Source organism: Rhodoferax sp. (genome assembly GCF_028714215.1).
Classification (GTDB): domain Bacteria; phylum Pseudomonadota; class Gammaproteobacteria; order Burkholderiales; family Burkholderiaceae_C; genus Rhodoferax.
This window is the reverse complement of the sequence record NZ_JAQTMS010000001.1, coordinates 42,129-64,909: the sequence shown is the minus strand read 5'-3', so window position 1 is coordinate 64,909 and position 22,781 is coordinate 42,129. Positions and strand designations below refer to the sequence as shown.

17 protein-coding genes are annotated in these 22,781 nt (G+C 60.3%); 16 read left to right on the top strand and 1 reads right to left on the bottom strand.

The genetic code is table 11. From position 1 onward, the window contains the following. Positions 1-9 precede the first annotated feature (9 nt). Both PHS32_RS00295 and PHS32_RS00290 read left to right on the top strand, forming a co-directional pair. Positions 10-6,564, top strand: a complete 6,555-nt coding sequence (locus tag PHS32_RS00295; RefSeq protein WP_301076748.1) for a YDG domain-containing protein — start codon at positions 10-12, stop codon at positions 6,562-6,564. A gap of 26 nt (positions 6,565-6,590) precedes the next feature. Further along, complete coding sequence (locus tag PHS32_RS00290; RefSeq protein ID WP_301076747.1) at positions 6,591-7,937, top strand: FecR domain-containing protein; 1,347 nt, start codon at positions 6,591-6,593, stop codon at positions 7,935-7,937. Here PHS32_RS00290 and PHS32_RS00285 read toward each other — a convergent pair. Next, the gene (locus PHS32_RS00285; protein ID WP_301076890.1) at positions 7,906-8,202 is read right to left on the bottom strand and encodes a hypothetical protein; all 297 of its coding nucleotides are present in this window, start codon (positions 8,200-8,202) and stop codon (positions 7,906-7,908) included. The two genes, PHS32_RS00290 and PHS32_RS00285, sit on opposite strands and share 32 nt — an antisense overlap. On the opposite strand from PHS32_RS00285, the gene PHS32_RS00280 reads away from it, so the two are divergent. From PHS32_RS00280 to folE, 14 genes are all read left to right on the top strand, one after another. Further along, positions 8,117-9,583 carry a ShlB/FhaC/HecB family hemolysin secretion/activation protein gene (locus tag PHS32_RS00280; protein WP_301076885.1) on the top strand — a complete coding sequence of 489 codons (1,467 nt, stop codon included), beginning with the start codon at positions 8,117-8,119 and terminating at the stop codon, positions 9,581-9,583. The two genes, PHS32_RS00285 and PHS32_RS00280, sit on opposite strands and share 86 nt — an antisense overlap. Before the next feature lie 14 nt (positions 9,584-9,597). Beyond that, entirely contained in the window at positions 9,598-11,835 is a 2,238-nt protein-coding gene (locus tag PHS32_RS00275; protein WP_301076746.1) for an adenylate/guanylate cyclase domain-containing protein, read from the top strand. Positions 11,836-12,005: 170 nt separating this feature from the next. Then, positions 12,006-12,419 (top strand): DUF971 domain-containing protein, encoded by a 414-nt coding sequence (locus PHS32_RS00270; RefSeq protein WP_301076745.1) that lies wholly within the window; start codon positions 12,006-12,008, stop codon positions 12,417-12,419. A 142-nt stretch (positions 12,420-12,561) separates the two neighbouring features. Continuing rightward, complete coding sequence (gene ubiE, locus PHS32_RS00265) at positions 12,562-13,293, top strand: bifunctional demethylmenaquinone methyltransferase/2-methoxy-6-polyprenyl-1,4-benzoquinol methylase UbiE (protein WP_301076744.1); 732 nt, start codon at positions 12,562-12,564, stop codon at positions 13,291-13,293. Positions 13,294-13,349: 56 nt separating this feature from the next. Continuing rightward, positions 13,350-14,315, top strand: a complete 966-nt coding sequence (locus PHS32_RS00260; protein WP_301076743.1) for a Tim44-like domain-containing protein — start codon at positions 13,350-13,352, stop codon at positions 14,313-14,315. A 56-nt stretch (positions 14,316-14,371) separates the two neighbouring features. Then, positions 14,372-14,923, top strand: coding sequence for a hypothetical protein (locus PHS32_RS00255; RefSeq protein WP_301076742.1), 552 nt, complete (start codon positions 14,372-14,374; stop codon positions 14,921-14,923). Next, positions 14,920-16,485 (top strand): ubiquinone biosynthesis regulatory protein kinase UbiB, encoded by a 1,566-nt coding sequence (gene ubiB, locus PHS32_RS00250; RefSeq protein ID WP_301076741.1) that lies wholly within the window; start codon positions 14,920-14,922, stop codon positions 16,483-16,485. Before PHS32_RS00255 ends, ubiB begins: the two co-directional genes overlap by 4 nt. A gap of 83 nt (positions 16,486-16,568) precedes the next feature. After that, positions 16,569-16,895: an FmdB family zinc ribbon protein gene (locus tag PHS32_RS00245; RefSeq protein ID WP_301076740.1), complete on the top strand. Its 327-nt coding sequence runs from the start codon at positions 16,569-16,571 to the stop codon at positions 16,893-16,895. 36 nt (positions 16,896-16,931) lie between these two features. Beyond that, on the top strand, positions 16,932-17,567 hold the full coding sequence (locus tag PHS32_RS00240; protein ID WP_301076884.1) for a DUF502 domain-containing protein: 636 nt from the start codon (positions 16,932-16,934) through the stop codon (positions 17,565-17,567). 50 nt (positions 17,568-17,617) lie between these two features. Then, positions 17,618-19,453, top strand: a complete 1,836-nt coding sequence (gene aspS, locus PHS32_RS00235; RefSeq protein WP_301076739.1) for an aspartate--tRNA ligase — start codon at positions 17,618-17,620, stop codon at positions 19,451-19,453. Between the two features lie 58 nt (positions 19,454-19,511). Next, on the top strand, positions 19,512-19,991 hold the full coding sequence (nudB, locus tag PHS32_RS00230) for a dihydroneopterin triphosphate diphosphatase (RefSeq protein WP_301076738.1): 480 nt from the start codon (positions 19,512-19,514) through the stop codon (positions 19,989-19,991). Continuing rightward, positions 19,988-20,740 (top strand): endonuclease/exonuclease/phosphatase family protein, encoded by a 753-nt coding sequence (locus PHS32_RS00225; protein ID WP_301076737.1) that lies wholly within the window; start codon positions 19,988-19,990, stop codon positions 20,738-20,740. Before nudB ends, PHS32_RS00225 begins: the two co-directional genes overlap by 4 nt. 5 nt (positions 20,741-20,745) lie before the next feature. Then, entirely contained in the window at positions 20,746-21,975 is a 1,230-nt protein-coding gene (gene clsB, locus PHS32_RS00220; protein ID WP_301076736.1) for a cardiolipin synthase ClsB, read from the top strand. A 102-nt stretch (positions 21,976-22,077) separates the two neighbouring features. Continuing rightward, positions 22,078-22,779 (top strand): GTP cyclohydrolase I, encoded by a 702-nt coding sequence (gene folE / locus PHS32_RS00215; protein ID WP_301076735.1) that lies wholly within the window; start codon positions 22,078-22,080, stop codon positions 22,777-22,779. Positions 22,780-22,781 lie beyond the last annotated feature (2 nt).

Sequence of the window (22,781 nt, the reverse complement as noted above, 5' to 3'; positions counted from 1 at the left end):
GGCTTGCAGGTGGGGGCCAGCGGCACCTTGAACCTGGGCGGCAGTTTCGTCACGGCCAGCCTGGGCACGATAGCCCACGCGATCGGCGGCGTGGTCAACATCACCGGAACGCTGGACAACACGGGCAAGACGCTGGACATCGGCAGTGCCGGCTTTGGCAGCGGAGGCTTGAGCAGTCTGAGCGGCAGCACTGCGGCGATCAAGGGCGGCACTGTCATCAGCGGCGACGGCACAACGCTGAGCATGATCAGCAACCCCGACCTGTACGGCGTGACGCTGGGCAACGCCACGTCGCCGAACCTGACCATCAGCGGCAACTTCGACGTCTATAACGGTTTGACCCTGGCTGGCGGCGCCAACGTCAACATGGGCAGTGGCATATTGTGGGTCAACGGGGCGGGTGCGCAGGCGATCAACGTAGCCTCCGGAACAGCGACGCTGACCATGGTCAACGGCACCTTGATGCAATCCACCGGCGGGCAGACGCTGACGCTGGGCAGCGGGTTGACAGTTAGCGGCTACGGTTCGATCTACGGCAACTACAGCGCCGAGACCATCAACAACAACGGCACCCTGGATGCCAACGTCAGCGGCAAGACGCTCAGCCTGAGCGGCTCCACCACGACCTTCAACAACATTGGAACCTTGCTGGCCAGCGCGGGGACTTTGGATGCCAGCGCCAGTGTCTTCAACAACAATGGCACGATCAAGCTGGCGTCGGGCGGAACATTTTCCCGCAGCGCCGGTTTCACCAACCCGGCCAGCGGGATCATCCAGGGTAACGGCTTCATCAATCTGGGGACGGCGACCCTGGTCAACCAGGGCATCATCAGTCCCGGCGCCACGGGCAGCGGGAGTATTGGTCAGCTCAACATCACCGGCAATTTGACCAATGCGGGCGACATCAACATTGACATTGGTGGTCTGGTGCCCAGCACGCAACACGACAAGCTGATGGTCAGCGGCACGGCGACCCTGGGCGGCAAGCTCAACGTCAGCAATCTTGCCAGCTATGCGCCCACCACCACGGACTCTTTCAATGTGCTGGGGGCAGGCAGCATCACCGGCACTTTTGCCACTGTCAGCACACCGCCGGCTTCGACTTATGCGACCCAATACAGCAGCGCTCTGGCATGGCTGAGTTTGTCGCCCAGCGCCTTGCCGTCAAACATCAATGCCTGGTTGCCGGATGCCGATGGCAACTGGAACGTGGCAGGCAACTGGACCAACCAGGCGCTGCCGACGGCCAGCAACAGCGTGGTGATTGACCGCCCCAGCGGTGTTTATACCGTGACGGCCTCTTACGGAACCCTGCTGGCAGGCTCTCTGATGAGCAACGAAAACCTGCTGCTCTCCGGCGGCTCGCTGACCGTGTCGGGTAACAGCACCTTGGGCGCCAACACCACCCTGGGCACGGGCGCCGTGGTCAATCTCAACGGCGGGGCTACCAACAAAGGCACGTTGTCGGGTGTCGGCAGCCTGACGGTCGGCACCAGTGCCGCTGCCTTGCTCAACCAGGGCACCATCAGTCCCGCTGGCATGGCTGTGATCGGCACCTTGAACATCGTCGGCGATTTGCAACTGGCCAACAGTTCCAATCTGAAGATCGAAGTGGCGGGCACGGCTACCGGTCAATTCGACAAACTGGCAGTGTCCGGGAACGTCGTCAACGGGGGGACGCTGACGGGCAGCCTGTTGACGGGCTACGCGCCGGCCAGCCTTGATGCCATCGGGTTCATGACCAAGGGCGGCACTGCCAGCGGTATCTTCGCTACCACCAGTCTGCCAACCGGTTTCCATGCGGGCTACAACCTGGCGACGGGCGAGGCGGCGCGGCTGATTTATGCCTCCGGTAGCGGGGCCAACATTTTCACCAATGGCGGCGGCACGCTGGATTGGGCGACGCCCGGCAACTGGAGTAGCGGCAGTCTGCCAGGGTCAACGGATACCGCCTTGATCAGCGCCGGTAATCTGACCGTGACGCATGTCACGGGGGCAGACAGCATCGCTGCCTTGACCATCAATGGCAACAACACCCTCAGCGTGGCCGGTGGTTCATTGGCTGTGTCCGGGGCGACAACACTGGCGGGTGCACTCACGGTTGCGGGCACCGGCAGCGTCACCCTGACCGGGGCCCTGAACGGTGCCACGGCAGGACAGGTCACGCTGGTGGGCGGCAGTTTGAATTTGGGTTCCACTTCGGACCTGAAATCACTGAACCTGACGGCAGGCACCGTGACCACGGTGTCCGGTGCGGCGTTGCGCGCGGGCGCTGTGTCGATGGCTGCGGGTGCGACCCTTGCGGGTACGGCGAACCTGGTTTTGAAAACCGACTCCCTGACTTTGCCGGCGTCCGGAGCCAGCCTGACTTCGGTCGGTTCCCTGTCCATTCAACCCCTGTCGAACAGCCAGAACATGCGGATTGGCGGTACCAATCCCGGCACCGGTCTTTATCTTTCGGGGCTGTCGCAGCTCGCTCCTGGCACCGCGCTGGAGCTGGGATCGAACGACACGGCGTACACCGGCGCCACCACCCTGGCCGGGGCCATCAGCGTCCCGAGCGGCAAGGGCCTGACTCTGCGCGGCGGCGCCACCAGCAGCGCTGGCAGCCTCTACATCAATGCGCCAATCACCTGGGCCGGGACCGAGACCGTGAAGCTCTCCGCAGGCAGTTACCTTGCGATTGGAAGCCCTATTACCAATACCAGCGGGACGGGTGTGCTGGCCCTGTCGGGTGGCGGCAGCATCTGGAATACCGGTAGCTATCCGAATCCAAACCTGATCAAGGTGGGTAGCTTGGAGGCAGTTATCAGCGGTTCCTCCACGGGCAGTATTTCGCTTAGCGGGATGCATGAGGTGGGCACGGTGGCGATGAGTGTTGCCAACTCCGGTGGCTCGATTTCGTTCGAGAACAACAAGGCAGGTGGTTTGACAATTGGCACCGTTGGCGCCACCAACGGCATCAACGTAACCGGCGGCGGCTCGATTCACGTCATCGATTACAACGGCGGCATCCGCATGACACAGAATGTGACAGCGGGATCCGGTTCCATGGGGACGGTGACGATCAGCTCGGATGTGGGCAGTCCCACCGGGGGCGCTCCGGGAAGCATCGTCCTGGATGCCGGAAAGGCGATCTCGGGAACCTCGGTCGATCTCAAGACCAGTGGCCTTGCGAATGATTTGTCCCTCAATGGCGATATTTCGGCCAGCAGCGGCAGTGTGACGCTCAATAGCGGCAGGGATGTTGTGCAGAACGGCAATATTTCCGCGACTGGCGGCTCGGTTACCGTCACTGGCAGAGCCATCGCCATGGGCACACTGGGCAGCGGAAACCTCGTCAAGACGCAGACGACCGGTGGCAGCATCAATTACACCAGTACCAGCGGCGCTATTGCGGCCGGCTTGCTTGACGCCGCCGCGGGGCAGGTTTTCATCACCGCTGCCAGCAGCGTTCTCGACAACAATGGCAGCGCGTTGAATGTCAAAGGCAACAGCTTGTCCATCACCAGCCAGAACGGTGCTGCCAGCGGCTTGGCCATCAGTCTTGACACCAAGGTTGCCTCGCTGTCGGCTTGGGCTCCGACGACCCTGGCCACGGGGGTCAACGGCGACATCACTTTGCGCAACCAGATTCCCGTCACGCTAGGTACCATCCATACCGGGGGTGCCGTTACCGTGGCGAACGCCGGTGCCGTTGCGACAGCCGTGGACTCGGGTGGCATTTCCGGCAATGGCGTATCCGTTGCCGCGACCGGTGGCGGTATTGCCGTGGCTGCGCTTTCCAGCATCAATGGTGGCACTGGCGACGTTCTGTTGAAGGCCGATGGCACGGTCTCGGTGGAGACTCCGATTAGCACCACTTCAGGCAGTATCAAGGTGGTGAGCGGAACTGGATTCAGCAACCTCCACGGTGCCGGAGAATTTGTGACAGGGACGGGCGGTCGCTGGCTGGTGTATGCACCGGCTCCCAGCATAGTGCCCAACGGCTTGGTCCCGACGCTCTACCAGTACAACACGGCCTACGGAGGCAGCGTGGCGGCCAGCGGCAGCGGCTTCATCTACGCGTCGCCGCTCTATGTCGATGCTAACTTTGGCGGCACCCTCTCAAGCACCTACGGTAGCCCGGCGACGGCCACTGCGGGCTACACCTTGCGCGGGCTGGACGCCAGAGACACTCTTACGGCGGCGCTGATCGTCGGCAGCGGCGTCAGCTACTCGAATTGGCCCATCAGCGCCAGCACCCCGGCCGGCAGCTATGCGCTGCAGTACAGCGGCCTATCGCCCGCCTTGCCGTACGCGTTGAGCACCGGGACGGCGCAAAGCTACACCGTCAACCCGGCCCAACTCACCGGCGTCAACCTGACCGCCTCGCTCACCGGCGTGGCCAACAAGACCTACGACGGCACGCTCAATGCCAGCTTGGCGCCAGGTAACTTTTTGCTCAGTGGTTTTGTCAATGCCGACTCGGCGTATGTGACCAAGACCACGGGTACTTATGCGTCGCAAAACGTGGGCAGCGGTATTCTGGTCAGCACCACCCTGGCGGCCACCGATTTCAGTCCGCTGGGCAGCACCAATCTGTCGAACTACATCCTGCCCAACAGTGTTTCCGGCAACATTGGCAGCATCACACCCGCCAGCCTGACGGTCAGCGCCAACAATGCCAGCAAGACCTACGACCGGCTGGCCTACACCGGCGGCAATGGCGTGAACTACAGCGGCTTCGTCAATGGCGAGACCACCTCCGTGCTGGCCGGCGCCCCGAGCTATGGCGGCAGCGCGCAAGGTGCCAGCCGCGCCGGCAGCTACGCCATTGCGCCGGCGGGCCTGACGGCCGCGAACTACACGCTGGGCTACGTCAATGGCACGCTGACCATCGACAAGGCAACGATCACCGCGGTGAGCGGTATCGCCGCCAACAACAAAGTCTACGACGGCAACACCAGCGCCACCCTGAACACGGCTTCGGCGATCCTGAGCGGGGCCCTCAGCGGCGACAACGTAGCGGTGGCTGCCGCCAGCGGCAGCTTTGCCGACAAGAACGCCGGCACTGGCAAGACCGTCAATATCACCGGGCTGAGCCTGGGCGGCGCCGATGCCGGCAATTACACCTTGAGCGCAACGCCAGCCTCAACCACGGCCGACATCACCCGGGCGGCGATCACCGGGGTCAGCGGGATCGTCATCAACGACAAGGTTTACGACGGAAACACCACGGCAACGGCGGTCGCCAGCAACGCCAGCCTGACCGGTCTGATCGGTGGCGACAAGGTGAGCGTTGGCAGCGTCAGCGCCGCCTTTGGCGACAGAAACGTCGGTGTGGGCAAAACGGTCAACCTCAGCAACCTTGCCTTGAGCGGGCCCGATGCCGCCAATTACACCTGGGCCGGCAGTGCTGCCAGCGCCAAGGGCACGATCACCGTGCGGCCGTTGTCGACCTGGACTGCGGCGGGCAGCGGCCAATGGAGCGATGCCGGCAATTGGGATGCCTTGCCGGACGCTTCCAACGTGTTGGCGGTTGCCATACCAGCGGGCGTGCTGGTCACCTATGACGCTGGCGCAGGCAGCACCAGCCTGCAGGCGCTCGGCGGCGCAGGTGGCTTCTCCCTGTCTGGGGGTAGCTTGTCAATTGGCAGCGGCTTGAGCACACCTCAGTACAACCAAAGCGGTGGCTCACTCAATTTGGCCGGCTCTTTGAGCGTCAACGGCAGTTTCAGTCAGAGCGCCGGCAGCATCGCCGCCAGTGGACCGGTGGAGATCACCCAAAACAGCAGCAATTTGACCGTCGGTGCCATCACCGCGCCGGCGATCAGCCTGACTGCGCCCAGTGGCAACATTGGGCAAGGCGGCGCTCTGATCGCGTCGGGCTTGTTGTCAACCCAGTCCTCGGGAAGTACAACGTTGAATGATGCCGGCAATCGGATTGGAAGTTTCAAAGCGGCCAGCACCGGCAGCGGCAATATTGAGCTGACCAACGTGGGCGTGATCGATGTTCAGGGTATCCATACGGCGGCCGGCAATATCACCTTGTACAACACCGGCGGCATCAGCACCTCGGGCCCCGTGGTGGCCAACGGCGGAAAGGTATCGATGACGGCCAACAGCCCCCTGACGATTGGCTCGGCAGGGGTGTCGGCCAGTGGCGATATCGACCTGGTGGCCACCGACCTGACCAGTGCCGGCAACCTGACCCTGAACGGCGACCTGGTCTCCAGCGCCGGCGCCATCGGGCTGCGCGCGGCCAACAATTTTGTGCAGAACAGCAAGGTGTCGGCGGCGCTGGGACTGGTCGTCAGTGCCGGCGGCAGCGTGACGCTAGGCCCGTCAGCCACCAGCTTTGGCAATCCGGTCAGCTATCCGGCCCAGGGCACTTCGGTCGTTGCACCGCCCGGGTCTCTGTCCACCGCCAGCGGCAGCGCACCGACCGATTACGTGGTGGCCTTCGTGACTCAATTCGAAAAAGCCGTTGTTGCACCGCTGCTGGTCAGCCTCGACCCGCTCGGTTCCACCGACAAGGACAAGAAGAGCACAATGCTTGAGGGCGACATATGTTTGCGCTGATCAATAGCCGTCTGATCCGGCCTGCCATGAGACCGCTGGTTGGCGCCATGTTGATGGTGGCGGCCCTGGCGGCGGCGGCCCAGCCCGCCGGCGAGGTTCAGTTTTCGCGCGGTGTCGGTTTTGCCCAAACGCCGGGACAGTTGCCGCGTACCCTGGGCAAGGGTTTACCGCTGATGGAGGGGGACCGCCTGACGATCGCCGAGGACTCCGCGGCCATCATCAGGTTGCAGGATGGAACCCGCATGACGCTGCGGCCAAATTCTGAAATGATCGTGCAGCAATACCAGTTCAAAGAGGGCGCGCCAGACAACGCCATGCTGATGCAATTGCTGCGCGGCGGGTTTCGGGCCGTCACCGGTGCGATTTCCAAGGATGCACCCAATGCGGCAAAAATTCAGACGGCCAATGCCATGGTGGCTATCCATGGCACCGATTTCGATGCCCGTCTTTGCGCTCAGGAATGCAAGGCCGAGGCTGCCAAGGTGACGGAAAAGGCGCAACCCAACGCAGTGCAGGCCAGTGCCAAGCTGATCTCGGCGCAAGGGGATATCAGCGCCACCGATGGCTCCGGGAGCAAACGCAAACTGGTGGAAGGCGCCAGCGTCTACCCGGGCGAAACGGTGGAAACCGGTCCGGTTTCCAAGGGTGTCCTGATATTCCGGGACGAAAGTCGCCTGACGCTGGGCTCCAGCACCCACTTCAAGGTGGACGGTTTTGTGTTTGATGACAAGAATCCGACCGAGGGGCGTTTTTTCATCTCGCTGGTGCGTGGCTCGATGCGCGCCCTGACCGGATTGATTGGCAAGGCGAACAACCGAAATGTCAAATTTGTCGCTCCCACGGCCACGGTCGGTATCCGGGGAACCGGTCTGGATCTTGATTGCCCGGCGCCTGAGGAAGGGGCAACCCCGGAGCAGCCCGTCAGTTGCAGTTTCTTCACCTGGCTGGGGAGCATCGAGGTGGCCGCTGCGGGCAGGACCGCTTTGCAGATACTCGAAGCGGGGCAGGGTTTGTTTGTCAGTCGCACGGTCATTCGGCCCTTGACCGCTCCGACGCTGGAGCGACTGCAAAGGCCTGACACGGTGCCGGTCAACATGAAGCAGCTGTTCTCCAACGGTGGTGTGTCGGTCGAGGACGAGGGCTTGTTTGTGACGGTGCGGGAGGGCCACGTTGAGGTGGCTTCAGCCAGCGAGACGCTGCAACTGGGACGCGGCGAAACCGGATTTGCCGGCGCCGATGGCCGTACCGGTCGCCCGATCGAAACCCCCTTGTTCATCCAGTTTGACAGAGTGCCCTTGCCCAACAACCCCAATCCCATGTTGCTTGGCATCGTCGGCGAGGTCAGAAATCGGTCCAGTAATCAATGTCGCTAGAGGTACTGTTTTTTATGCCAAATTTGTTCAGTAGCAGCGGGCCGGTTTCAGGTGCAAAAAGTACGCTAGCCAGCATGCTGGCAGCGGCGACATTGCTCTGGCCTGGCTGCGGGTCTGCACAGCAAGCGATGCCGGCGGCGACCGGGGCCACGGCGCGTTTCAGCATCAGCGGTTTTAATTTGACCGGAGATAACCCGTTGTCAAAGGAACAGACGTCCCGCGTGCTGGCCCCATTCATCGGGCCCGACGCGACCTTGAGCACCATGCAAAAAGCCACGGCGGCGCTGGAGGCTGAGCTCAAGGCCCAAGGTTTTGCCCTGCATCGGGTCTCTTTGCCGCCACAGGAAGTGGGCGCCACGGTGACCTTGAATATTGTCAGGTTTGTGATTGGCAAGGTCACGGTGGAGGGACAGACGCACCACAGCGAGGCCAATATTCGCGCCAGCGTGCCGGCCTTGCAGGAGGGCCAGGCGCCCAATTTCAGGGCACTGGCGATTCAGACCGCGATTGCCAACGAGAACCAGGGCAAGCAAATACAGGTGTCGCTCAAGGAGTCCGAGGAGGCCGACAAGATTGATGCCAAGCTGCTGGTCAGGGAAGTCAAACCGTGGAATTTTTCGGCCAATTTGTCCAATACGGGGTCGGTGTCGACCGGTCGGGACCGGCTGTCGCTGGTGGGCGGGCATTCAAATCTGTTCGATCTGGATCAGCAATTTTCAGCCGCTTACACCACCTCTCTGGAGCGGGTCAGGGACGTTAAGCAATTGGGTCTGAATTACCGTGTTCCCCTGTATCGGCAGGGCGGCGTGCTGGGCCTGGCCTACACCCGTTCCGACGTGGTGGGCAGCTTTGGTACTTTCAACAGCACCGGTGCCGGGCAGACCTTGGGCGTCAATTACAGCCATTACCTGGAGCCCGACGGTGGACGGCGAAGCTATGTGACGCTGGGGCTGGATCAGAAACTGTTCAATGTCGCCCTGGTCAATGATGTTCCGGTGCCGGGCCAGCTGGAGCGCGGCAGTCGGCCCCTGAGCGTCGGCTACACCGCCCGGGTCGAGTCGGATGCCGCCGTATGGGGCTACAACACCGAACTGGCCATCAATCTGCCGGGCAGCCGCGGCAATGATTTGGCCGCTTACCAAAGTGAGGATGTGCGCGTCACCAGTGTCAACTGGAAGGCCTTGCGTGGCGGCGCCAACTACCTGTCGTCCTTCGGGTCGGGCTGGATGTGGAGTGCTCGCGGGCAGTTTCAGTACAGTGCCGGCGCGCTGATTTCGGGTGAGCAGTTTGGTCTTGGCGGCGCTTCCTCGGTGCGCGGCACCGGCGAGCGTGCCATCGCCGGTGACAGCGGACTGTTTTCGTCGCTGGAGATCACCGGCCCTGAACTCAGGCCGGGACTGCGTGCGCTCGGTTTCCTGGATGCCGGCTGGTTGCGCAACCGTAACCCGGATTTGAATCCCAACAAACCCGGCGCGGATCATCTGGTCAGCATTGGGCTGGGGTTGCGCTACGGTTCGGGTGCTTACGGTTTCTCGTTGGACTGGGGTCTTTTGTTGGTCGGCAGTGTCTTGCCGATGACCAGCAACTCGGACTTGCCGCAGACCGGAGATCAAAAAATTCATCTCAATTTGACCGCCAATTTCTGAATCGGTTTTCGCAGATGAAAAATACCGGCTTCTTCAAACGCCACGCGCTGCGCATCGGCCTCAGTTTGGTGATGACGACGCTGATGGCCTTGCATGTGGAGGGAGCCTATGACCTGGGATTTGTCAAGCGGCTCGAAAATTTCAGCTACGACCTCAGGCTCAAATGGACCATGCCGGCGGAACGTGATCCGCGCATCGTGATCGTCGACATTGACGAGAAAAGTTTGCAGGAACAAGGTCATTGGCCGTGGTCGCGGAACAAGTTGGCGCACTTGATCGATTTGCTGTTTGACAAGTACAAAGTCGACGTGCTGGGTTTCGACCTCATCTTTGCGGAACGCGATGAGAGTTCCGGGCTCAATCGCATGGAAGCGCTGGCCCGGGCGGAACTGAGCGGCGACGCAAATTTCAAGTCGGCGCTGGACCAACTCAAGCCGCAACTGAATTACGACCAGTTGTTTGCCGACAGCCTGAAAAACCGACGCGTGGTCCTGGGCTATTACTTCCGCCATGAACAGCAGCAGCGCAGTGCCGGTGTCGGTACCTTGCCGCCGCCGGCGCTGCCTCGAGGTGGTTTTGAAGCTGACATTGTCGGCGCCGCCGATGCCAGCGGGTTTGCCGCGAATCTGCCGGAATTGCAGGCCAGCGCCGCGGCCGGCGGTTTTTACAATGCCTCGCCGATGGTGGATACGGACGGCGTGTTCCGGCGCATTTCGCTGCTGCAAAGGTATGACGGTGCCTTGTACGAGACCTTGGGGCTGGCCGTGGCCAGATTGAATTTGCGTGAGCCCAAAATTGAACTGGGCTACGAGGACAACGAGAAGACCATCGACGCCCTGACTTACCTCAAGCTGGGCACACGGCACGTTCCCGTCGATCGCGATGTTGCGGCCCTGATTCCGTTTCGCGGCAAGCAGGGCAGCTTTGCCTACGTCCCGGCCAGTGATGTGTTGCGGGGCAAGGTGTCGCCCGAAATCTTGCGCGACACCATTGTGCTGATCGGCTCCACGGCGCCGGGACTGATGGATTTGCGCTCGACACCGATGCAGGACGTTTATCCGGGCGTGGAACTGCATGCCAACGTTATCGCCGGCATCATCGACAACAACATCAAGGGGCGCCCGGCCGATGTGCTGGGGTTCGAATTGAGTTTGGTGCTGGTGATCGGTGCGCTGCTGGCGCTGGCGTTACCGGTGCTCAGCCCCTTGTGGGCCAGCGCGCTGTCGGTGGCGGTGCTGGCGGCCCTGCTGGCTTTCAATCTGTCGATGTGGAAGTTCAGTCACGAGGTCTGGCCCCTGGCTTCGGGCCTGCTGCTGGCGACGGCCCTTTTTGTCTTCAACATGGCCTATGGCTTTTTTATCGAGTCGCGCGGCAAGCGTTTATTGAGCGGCTTGTTCGGCCAGTATGTGCCGCCCGAACTGGTCGATGAAATGGCGAAAGACCCGGGCGCTTACTCGCTGGCCGGCGAAAGCCGGGAGTTGACGGTACTTTTTTCAGACGTGCGCGGCTTCACCACGATTTCAGAGGGCCTTGATCCGACCCAGCTGACGCAGTTGATGAATGAATTTCTGACCCCCATGACGCATGTGATTCACCAGCATCGCGGCACCATAGACAAGTACATGGGCGATGCCATCATGGCTTTCTGGGGCGCCCCGGTGCGTGACGAGCAGCACGCCAGGCATGCGCTGCTGGCCGGGCTGGACATGATCAAGGGTCTTGAAGCGTTGCAGGATCATTTCAAGGCCAAGGGCTGGCCGCCGATCAGGATTGGTGTTGGCATCAACACGGGCGAAATGACGGTTGGCAACATGGGTTCGGAGTTCCGCCTGGCCTATACCGTGATGGGCGACGCTGTCAATCTGGGTTCCCGGCTGGAAGGCTTGACCAAGGAATACGGCGTGCAGATCATGGTTAGCGAGTTCACCCGGGCTGCCGTGCCGGACTTTGTCTACCGCGAGCTTGATCGCGTGCGCGTCAAGGGCAAGGAAAAACCGGTGGCCATTTTTGAGCCGATCTGCCCTTCGGGACAGGAAAGTCCGGCACTGAAGGAAGAACTGGCACTGCACGAGGCGGCGTTGGGCTTTTATCGGGAACAGAACTGGCCACTGGCGGAAGCCAAATTTGCTCAGTTGCAGGGGCTCTACCCGGATCGCTACCTTTACGACGTGTATGCAAAACGCATAACGTACTTGCGCCAGCACCCACCCGGCACCAACTGGGATGGGGCGTTTACCTTCACCACCAAGTGATTGCACAATAATAGGCATTGCCTGGCTACGGCTTTTCCCGAGGTGGCGGTCCTGTTGTGGCTGGAAGCGTGGTACCGTGCATTGGCAGTTGGGGTGCACGCCGCTTGGGCGTGGACCGGTTTCATATTGGTTTTCAACTCGCAAAAACGGGTTGTCGAGGGTAATTTCAAATGGCAGGTTTGCAATCAGGCGCTCCGACGCCGCAGGCGATTACGGTGCACGGTCAGTCCAGGGTGCTGGAGGTGAGTTTTTCGGACGGCGCCGAGTTTCGCATTCCGTTCGAGTTGATGCGGGTGTACTCGCCCTCAGCCGACGTGCAGGGGCACGGACCGGGGCAGGAGGTGTTGCAGACCGGCAAGCGACAGGTGGAGTTGACCGCTCTTGAGCCAGTCGGCAACTACGCTGTGCAGCCGACTTTTTCCGACGGCCATGACACCGGCATTTTTTCCTGGGATTACCTTTATTTCCTGGGCTCCCGGCAAGAGCAGCTGTGGGCCGACTACGAGGCCCGTCTGAAAACCGCCGGCGTCGAGCGCGATACCCCCATGCCCGAGAAGGCCGGATCGAGTTGCGCCAGTCGCTGACAGCGTACTCGGCGCTGACGGCCAGCGACGCGGCTGCCTTGAACCCCGTGATTGTGGCGAACTGGCAATAGCAGGGGCCCGTAGAGACGGCAAAGCGCGTTTTGTCGGTGCGAAAGTCAGCCACGCTGCTACCATTGGAGCCATGACAACAACACATTTTGGTTATCAATCGGTTGAAGAAACCGAAAAAGCAAAGCACGTGCGTGGCGTGTTTGATTCGGTGGCGCCCAGGTACGACCTGATGAACGACTTGATGTCGATGGGGCTGCACCGTGCCTGGAAGGCCTTTACGGTACTGGTGGCCAACCTCCAGGAGGGTCATCGGGTGCTGGACATTGCCGGTGGCACGGGCGACTTGGCGCTGGCCTTTTCAAAGAAGGTCGGGAAAAGCGGGTGCGTGGTGCATACCGACATCAATGAAGCCATGTTGCGCACCGGGCGGGATCGCTTGCTGGACGCCGGCGTGGTGCTGCCAACGCTGGTTTGTGACGCCGAGAAGCTGCCTTTTCCCAGCAACCATTTCGACCTGGTGAGTGTGGCCTTCGGTCTGCGCAACATGACGCACAAGGACATCGCGCTGGCGGAGATGAACCGGGTGCTCAAGCCGGGCGGCAAGTTGCTGGTGCTGGAGTTTTCCAAAGTGGCGCCACCGCTGGAAAAAGCCTATGACTGGTATTCCTTCAATGTTTTGCCCCAATTGGGCAAGCTGGTAGCCGGTGACGATGCCAGTTATCGCTACCTGGCGGAGTCGATTCGCATGCATCCGGGACAGGAGGAACTGAAAACCCTGATGAAGAGCAGTGGCTTCGGTCATGTCGATTACCATAACCTGACCGGCGGACTGGTGGCCTTGCACGTTGGAGTCAAGTGCTGAGGCTTGTGATTTTGCTAACCGTCCTCAACTGATCGATTGAATATTTGGGAGATATTATGAAATTTTGGTCCTTGGTACTGGCGGTATTTTTTCTGCTGGTAAGCGTCAATGCCGACGCCGCGCGTCTTGGTGGCGGGAGGTCTATTGGCCGGCAGTCAAGCAATGTGACGCAGCGTCAGGCGGTGCCGGCGCAGAACGCAGTGAAACCTCCCGCACCGGCGCCCGCCGCTCCGGCTACTGTCGCGCCCAAGCGGCCCTGGGGTGCCATGCTGGGCGGCTTGGCGGCCGGCTTGGGCCTGGCCTGGCTGGCAAATTCACTGGGCCTGGGCGAAGCCTTTGGTCAATTCATGATGTTTGCGCTGCTGGCGCTGGTCATCATGATGGCGGTCGGCTGGTTCATGCGATCCCGCAGGGCGGCGCAAACCGCGAATGCCGGCAGCACGCCATTTGCATTTCAGGGCGCGTCGAGCGCAAACACGATTCAGGCACCGGTCAGCTATCGACCGGAAAACGTGGGTAACGACGCCTCCGCCCGACCTTGGGAACGCAGCAATTCGACGTTCGATGCGCTGAAGGCTTTGCCCGCGGGTTCGGGGTCCATGATTGGTTCGGGCTTGTCCGGTTCGCAAAATTGGGGAATTCCGGCTGGTTTTGATACCGAAGGTTTTCTCAGGGCGGCGAAAGCCAATTACGTTTCCTTGCAGGCAGCGTGGGATAAATCCGATGTCAATGCCTTGCGCGTCATGATGACCGATGGGATGCTGAAGGAAATCCAGGCGCAACTGGCCGAACGCGAAGTGGGTGGCGGTGCAGCCAGTCTCACCGAGGTTGTGATGATTGAGGCGCAACTTCTGGGCATTGAAGATCTGGGCGACGACTACATGGCCAGTGTCGAGTTTTCCGGCATGATCCGCGAAGAGCCGTCGGCTGGAGCCAGTCCGTTCCGCGAAGTCTGGAACATGACCAAACCCAAGAGTGGCCAAAGTGGCTGGTTGGTGGCTGGAGTGCAGGCCTTGCAATAGACCACAAGCCGGGTCTGCGCCTAGGCGCTTGGAGATTCAGGGAATAATAGGGGGCTATGGCAACACAGTCCCCTTTTTTATGGCTGGAAGGTTTTCTTCAGAACCTTCCCCTTCCCCCCTTGCAACCTCCCGCGTGGGCGGTGGATGAGGTCCGACGGCGCGTCGTACTCTTGTTGAATCACATTTTGCTCCAGGAAAAAGAGGCGACAAACCGCCTTTTGGGGCAAAAAGGCCGCGTTGTGCATCTGCAATGGCGCACTTTTTCCATGACCTTGGTGGCAACCCCGGCCGGTCTTCTGGATCTTGCCCCTGCGCAGGCGAAGCCGGATCTGGTGCTGGCCGCCACCGAGGAATCTCCGTTGGTACTGGCGCAAGGGGTGCTGCGTGGAGACCGGCCGGCGATCCGAATCGAGGGCGATGTGCAACTGGCGGCCGAGGTGAACTGGCTGGTTGACCATGTCCGCTGGGATATTGAGGAAGATCTGGCGCGCGTGATTGGCGATGCGCCGGCGCATACCCTGGGCCAAGCGGCCCGCGGCATGGCCAAGGCCTTGCGTCAGTTCATTGGCGGCACGATGGCGAGCGGCTCCGACAAGGCGACGCAATGACGCGTCTATTTCGGGGCGGTTTCATTTTCTGGGTGATATTTCGCTATGGCCTGGATCAGCTGTTCCTGACAAGTTTTCAGAAGCCCTGGCTCAACGGCATTGCCAGAATCCTGTCGATCGGACGAAATCTCGAGGCCCCCCGCGGGCAACGCATTCGCGAAGCGCTGGAGCGACTAGGCCCTATTTTTGTCAAATTCGGACAGGTACTGTCGACCCGGCGCGACTTGATGCCGGTCGACATCGCGGATGAGCTGGCCCGCTTGCAGGACCGGGTGCCGCCTTTTGACAGCGACGTGGCGATTGCCACCATCGAGCGCGCCTTCCAGAAGAAGGTGACTGACATCTTTGTTTCGTTTGACCGGGAGCCGATTGCCAGCGCCTCGATTGCGCAAGTGCATTTTGCGGTGCTCAAGGACCGGACCGGCCAGGCCCGGGAGGTCGCTGTCAAGGTGCTCAGGCCGGGTATGTTGCCGGCGATTGAAAAAGACCTCAGCCTGATGCGCATGATGGCCGGCTGGGTGGACGGTTTGTCGGCCGGTGGCAGGCGCCTGAAACCGCGTGAAGTGGTGGATGAGTTCGACAAGTACCTGCACGACGAACTGGATCTGGTGCGTGAGGCCGCCAGTGCGGCGCAGTTGCGCCGCAACATGGCCGGGCTTGACCTGGTATTGGTGCCGGAGATGTTCTGGGACTATTGCATGCCCGAAGTCATTGTGATGGAGCGCATGCACGGGGTTCCGGTCAGCCAAGTCGATCGCTTGCGCGCGGCCGGGGTGGATATTCCGAAGCTGGCGCGGGACGGGGTCACGATATTTTTCACGCAGGTTTTTCGCGACGGCTTTTTTCACGCCGACATGCACCCCGGCAACATACAGGTCAGTATCGAACCAGCGACCTTTGGCCGCTATATTTCACTCGATTTCGGCATCATCGGCACACTCAGCCGGTCTGATAAAGAGTATCTGGCGCAAAATTTCACGGCCTTTTTCCGCCGCGATTACAAGCGCGTGGCGGAGTTGCACATCGAGTCAGGGTGGGTTCCTCCAGCCACCCGGGTGGACGAGTTGGAGTCCGCCATTCGCTCGGTGTGCGAGCCGTACTTTGACCGGCCACTGAAGGATTTTTCGCTGGGACTGGTGTTGATGCGCCTGTTCCAGACCTCCAGGCGTTTCTCCGTTGAAATCCAGCCGCAATTGGTGCTGTTGCAAAAGACACTGCTCAACATCGAAGGTCTGGGGCGTCAACTGGACCCTGATTTGGACCTCTGGAACACCGCCAAGCCGTTTCTGGAGCAGTGGATGATCGATCAGCTTGGTCCTAAGAAACTGATCGATCAACTGCGCAACGAGGCGCCACTTTACGCCAAGTTACTGCCCGAGTTGCCGAGACTCTTGTTCGACTTTCTCAAGGACGGCAAGTCCGGCCCGTCCCGCGCGCTCGATGAGCTCCTGCTTGAGCAGAGGCGGACCAACCGCTTGCTGCAAGGACTCGTGTATGGTTGTGTCGGCTTTGTGCTGGGTCTGCTGGCAATGCAATTGATTGCGCATGTTCGGCTTTTCTAGGCGGGACATTGAGGGGCATGGGCTGACAGGAGCAACGCCTTATAATTAAAGACTTTGCAACCTGAAATCAGAGTCTTATTGTCATGCCGATTTACGCGTATAAGTGCGAGTCCTGTGGTTTTACCAAGGACGTGCTGCAGAAATTGTCGGATGCGCCGCTGACAGATTGCCCTGCCTGTGCCGCGTCCACTTTCAAGAAACAGTTGACGGCGGCAGGTTTCCAACTGAAGGGCTCGGGTTGGTACGCCACTGATTTCAAGGGTGGCAGTGCCGCGGTGCCAGCCACAACGGCCAATTCCGACGCTGCCCCGGCTGTTACGCCGAGCACCAAGCCGGCTGAGACTTCGGTTGCAAAATCGGACTCGACGGGCAGTGCTGGCGGCTGTGGTGGTTCCTGCAGTTGCCACTGAGGACGCGCTGGCGAAAACCTGGATTTTTCTGTGCCAATCAAGAAGTACCTGCTTACCGGCCTGCTGGTCTGGTTGCCGCTGGCCATCACCATATGGGTGTTGTTGTGGCTGGTGGGCTTGCTGGATGCCATATTTGGCGGCTTGCTGACGGGCATTGGCGCTTTGACGCCGAGTTCAACGGCCATCTTCATCGAGCCGCTGCGTCATATCCCGGGTTTGGGCGTGGTTCTGGTTTTTTCGGCCTTGCTGGTGACCGGGGCGCTCGTTAGCAATGTGGCGGGTCGCTGGTGGTTGGCGCAGTGGGACCGGTTGTTTACCCACATTCCGATCTTCAGGTCAATCTACAACAGTGTGAAAAAAGTGTCGGATACGCTTTTTTCCAGTAATGGCAATGCTTTTCGCAAGGCCATGCTGGTCCAGTATCCGCGGGCCGGTGTATGGACCATCGCGTTCCAGACCGGCACCCCCAGCGGCGAGGTGGCAGGGCATCTGGGCAGCGACTTTGTAAGTGTCTACGTACCCACCACCCCGAACCCGACCAGTGGCTTTTTTTTACTGTTGCCACGCTCTGAGGTGATCGAGTTGCAGATGAGCGTCGATGAGGCGCTGACCTATGTGATTTCCATGGGTTCGGTGGCACCGGTCGCTCCAGTTGCCACTGTTCCAAAATAGTTTTATCCGTAACCTGTGCCGCCATTCGTGGTCGGCTATGAAAGTTGTCTATGGCCATGCGTTCCCACTATTGCGGTCTTGTGACCGAAGCCCTGCTGGGCCAAACCGTCAGTCTGTGCGGCTGGGTCAACCGTCGCCGGGATCATGGCGGTGTGATCTTTGTCGATGTTCGAGACCGCGAAGGTTTTGTGCAGGTGGTGTGCGACCCGGATCGTGCCGCAATGTTCCAAACCGCCGAAGGCCTTCGCAACGAGTACTGCATCCAGGTCAAAGGCCTGGTGCGCGCCCGCCCGCAAGGCACCACCAATGACAGCCTGAAGAGCGGCAAGGTCGAGGTGTTGTGCCATGAATTGACTGTGCTCAATCCTTCCGTCACGCCGCCGTTTCAGCTTGACGACGAGAACCTGAGCGAGACCACCCGATTGACACACCGGGTGCTCGATTTGCGCCGCCCCTACATGCAAAACAACCTGATGCTGCGTTACCGCGTGACGATGGAAGTGCGCAAGTTTCTGGATGCAAATGGTTTCATCGACATCGAAACGCCCATGTTGGGCAAGTCGACACCGGAAGGCGCGCGTGATTACCTGGTACCCAGCCGCGTCCATGCGGGCCACTTTTTTGCCTTGCCGCAGAGTCCCCAGTTGTTCAAGCAGTTGCTGATGGTGGCCGGCTATGACCGTTACTACCAGATCACCAAATGCTTCCGGGATGAAGACTTGCGCGCCGACCGCCAGCCCGAATTCACGCAAATTGATATTGAAACCTCGTTCCTCGGTGAGCAGGAAATTCGTGACCTGTTCCAGGGCATGATCACTACCGTGTTCAAGACCACGCTGAATGTCGATCTGGGCGAGTTCCCGGTCATGGCCTACAGCGAAGCCATGCACCGCTACGGCTCGGACAAACCTGACCTGCGTGTCAAGTTGGAGTTCACCGATCTGACGGATGTCATGACGGACGTCGATTTCAAGGTCTTCGCCAGTGCCGCCACCATGCCCGGTGGCCGTGTGGTTGGTCTGCGCGTTCCGGGCGGCGCACTCGAGACTGGTGGTCTGAGTCGCAGCGAAATCGATGCTTATGCCGAATTCGTCAAGATCTATGGAGCCAAGGGTTTGGCCTACATCAAGGTCAATGACTTGGCCAAGGGCCCGGGTGACAAAACCCTTCGGTGGCCCGGCCTGCAAAGCCCTGTCGTCAAGAATCTCCACGACAAAGCATTGGCCGAAGTGTTGGCACGCACCGGTGCGCAGAATGGCGACCTGATCTTTTTTGGTGCCGACAAGGCCAAGATCGTGAATGACGCGATCGGTGCCCTGCGCATCAAGATCGGGCATAGCGAGTTCGGCCGCAAGACAGGGTTGTTCCAGGATGGCTGGCGCCCAATGTGGGTGGTCGACTTCCCGATGTTCGAGTTTGACGAGGAAGCGCAGCGCTACACGGCGACCCACCATCCGTTCACGGCGCCCAAGGAAGGCCATGAAGACTGGATGGCGACGGCCCCCGAGAAGTGCATTTCCCAAGGCTACGACATGGTGCTCAACGGCTGGGAGATGGGGGGCGGCTCGGTCCGTATCCATCGCGCCGACGTGCAGAAAAAAGTATTCGATGCCTTGAAAATAACGCCCGAGGAAGCCCAGGATAAATTTGGTTTCCTGCTTGACGCCCTTCAATATGGCGCGCCGCCTCATGGTGGACTGGCGTTTGGTCTGGACCGGATCATCACCTTGATGACGGGTGCCGAATCGATCCGCGATGTGATCGCCTTTCCGAAAACCCAGCGTGCCCAATGCCTGCTGACCCAGGCGCCATCCCATGTGGATGAAAAACAGTTGCGCGAACTGCACATCAGGTTGCGCACGCCGGAGACGGCAAAACCAGTCTAGGTGGTTCCCGGGCTGGTATTCAGGCAGAATGAAAGGGCGCTCAATCGGCGCCCTTCTTATGTCGCGCAGCTACAAAATTCCCCAATCGGTACTGGTGGTGATTTACACCCCGGCATTCGATGTGCTGCTGATCAAAAGGGCCGATGCGGACGATTTCTGGCAATCCGTCACCGGCAGCAAGGACACGCTGGAGGAGTCTTACGCGCAATGCGCGGCGCGCGAGGTGCTGGAAGAAACCGGAATTGAATGCAGTTGCGGCACTTCGCTGGGAACAGGCCTGTGCGACTGGCAGTTCGAAAATGTGTATGACATCTATCCGCGCTGGCAACACCGCTATGCGCCTGGCGTGACACGCAACACCGAGCGCGTATTTGGTTTGAGGGTGCCGCCAGGAACGCCCGTTCGTTTGAGCCCACGCGAACATACGGCTTACCAATGGCTGCCCTACCGGCAAGCCGCGGCGCGCTGTTTTTCACCTTCCAATGCCGGCGCCATATTGAGATTGTCCGGTTTTGCAGAATCCGAGGTGCAAGCATGAATATCGTACGTGTTGCGACCTATAACATTCACAAGGGGGTCCAGGGGCTTGGCCCGCGGCGCCGGCTGGAAATTCACAACCTGGGCCATGCCGTCGAGCAGTTCGATGCCGACATTGTGTGCTTGCAGGAGGTGCGAAAACTGCACCGCCGCGAGGAACAGCATTTCACCCGCTGGCCGGATCTGCCGCAAGCCGAGTTTCTGGCGCCGGAAGGCTATGAGGCCGTCTACCGGACCAACGCATTCACCCGGCATGGGGAGCACGGGAACGCCGTCTTGTCGCGCTGGCCGGTGGTGACGCACCAGCACGAGGATATTTCCGATCACCGGTTTGAGCAGCGTGGCCTGCTGCATGTGGAGGTGATGGTGCACGGTTGTTCTGTGCATGTGGTGGTGGTTCATCTGGGGTTGATTCGTTCCAGCCGCACCCGCCAGGTGGCGCAGATGCAGCGCTTTATCGAGCGCGAAGTCCCGGCGGCCGCGCCGCTGCTCGTGGCTGGAGACTTTAATGACTGGGGAGCCCTTGTGCAGCGTGCATTGAGCGCTTCGCATTTGAGAGCCTTTGAGGGACAGCAGCATCCCACCTTCCCGGCCCGGTTGCCGCTGGTGCAACTCGATTACGTTTACGCCAGAGGTCTGACGCCGCTGGCGGTTCATGTGCCTCATGGGCATATCTGGTGGCGCATGTCGGATCATTTGCCGCTGATCGCCGAGTTCGGCCTGCCGCAAGTACCGTCCTCGACACTTTAAAGCACATGCATTCGCTGCGGCCCGGTCATCAAGTGCAACTGCTACAAGGCGGGCAAGCTTTTTTTGCCGCACTGGTGCAGGCCATTGACCGCAGTGCACATGAAATCCGGATGGAGACCTATATCTTCAACGTCGCAGCGAGCGGTGAGCAGGTGGCTGAGGCGTTGGAGCGCGCCGGGCAGCGCGGGGTGGAGGTTTATCTGGCCCTCGACGGGGTTGGCACACCCAGCCTGCCGACGCCATGGGTGGCTCGTTTTGCCGCGGCGGGCGTCAAGTGGTGCATTTTCTCGCCTCTGGGGCGTTTGGGCGTCCTGATTCCCAGTCGCTGGCGGCGTTTGCACCGAAAACTGTGTGTCGTGGATGGCACCGTGGCGTTTTGCGGCGGGATCAATGTGCTGGACGATTTTTATGATCCCAACCATGGCGTTCTGGACTCGCCCCGCTTTGACTTTGCGGTGCGCGTGACGGGCCCGCTGGTGCAGGCGGTGCATGAGGCGACGGCCCAGTTCTGGTGGCGCTTGCAGGCCGCCAGCACAGCGCGCAGCAGCGATTTCTCGGCCGCCTGGCGGGCCTTGCAGGAAGCAGTGTCACTGGCGCTACAGGCCCGTTCGGAGGCGCAGGCAGACGCGCAGGCCCCGGTTCCCGGCATTCTGGAGCACAGCACCCATGCGGAACTGGTGCTGCGCGATAACGTGCGCAACCGCTCCCGGATTGAACGTGCTTACCGAAAAGCCATTGGCCTGGCGCGGCAGGAGATCATTATTGCCAACGCCTATTTCCTGCCGGGCCGAAAACTGCGCAAAGGTTTGATCCTGGCGGCCCAGCGCGGGGTCCGGGTCCGTTTGCTGCTGCACGGGCGCTACGAGTATTTCATGCAGTACTACGCGACCCGACCGGTGTACGGTGTCCTGTTGGCGGCAGGCGTCGAAATTCATGAGTATTCGGTCGGGTTTCTGCACGCCAAGGTGGCCGTGATTGACGGCCACTGGGCAACCGTGGGTTCCTCCAATCTGGACCCGCTGAGTCTGCTGTTGGCGCGCGAGGCCAATGTGGTGGTGGACGATGCGTCATTTGCGCAAGACTTGCGCGTGCGACTTGAGAACGCCATGGCGCAGGGCGGCGTTCCGGTTGATCCGGCGGTTTACGCCAACCGGCCGTGGCGGCAACGTCTGCTGGATTGGATCGCGTTTGGACTGGTCCGGATTCTATTGTTCCTGAATGGGCAACGCTATTGATTCAGTAGCGTGTCATTCTCAATTGGCGTGCTCTTGTGGCCAAAAACCCTAGCTCTAAAACGCTGCTACCATTGTTCCATGTTAATGAAAAGTCAAAGCACCATGAATCCAGTCGATGCCGAAGAAGGCACCCCCGTATCGGTCAAGATCCGGGAGCGCTTGCTGGCGGCGCGCAAACGCTTCAATGCCAACGACAACATTGCCGACTTCATCCGGCCGGGTGAGCTTGATCGCTTGCTGGACGAGGTGGAAGAGAAGATGAAAGGCGTTTTGAGCAGCCTGGTGATTGACACCGAACACGACCACAACACCGACCAGACGGCACGTCGCGTTGCCAAGATGTACCTCAATGAGGTTTTCCTGGGGCGTTACGTCGATGCGCCGACGATCACCGAATTTCCCAACGCCGAACATCTGAACGAACTGATGATCGTTGGTCCCATTACCGTGCGCAGCGCCTGTAGCCATCATCTTTGCCCGGTGATCGGCCAGATCTGGATTGGTGTGCTGCCCAATGAGCACACCAACGTGATTGGTTTGTCCAAATACGCTCGTCTGGCGGAGTGGGTCATGGGACGGCCTCAGATCCAGGAAGAAGCGGTGGTTCAACTGGCTGACTTGATTCAGCAGAAAACCCAGCCGGACGGCCTGGCCATCGTGATGGAAGCGACCCATTTCTGCATGGGTTGGCGGGGCGTCAAGGACCTGGACAGCAAAATGATCAATTCGGTGATGCGGGGCAGCTTTCTTAAAGACCCCAATTTGCGCCGCGAGTTCCTTTCTCTGATCCCAAAGAAAGCTTGATC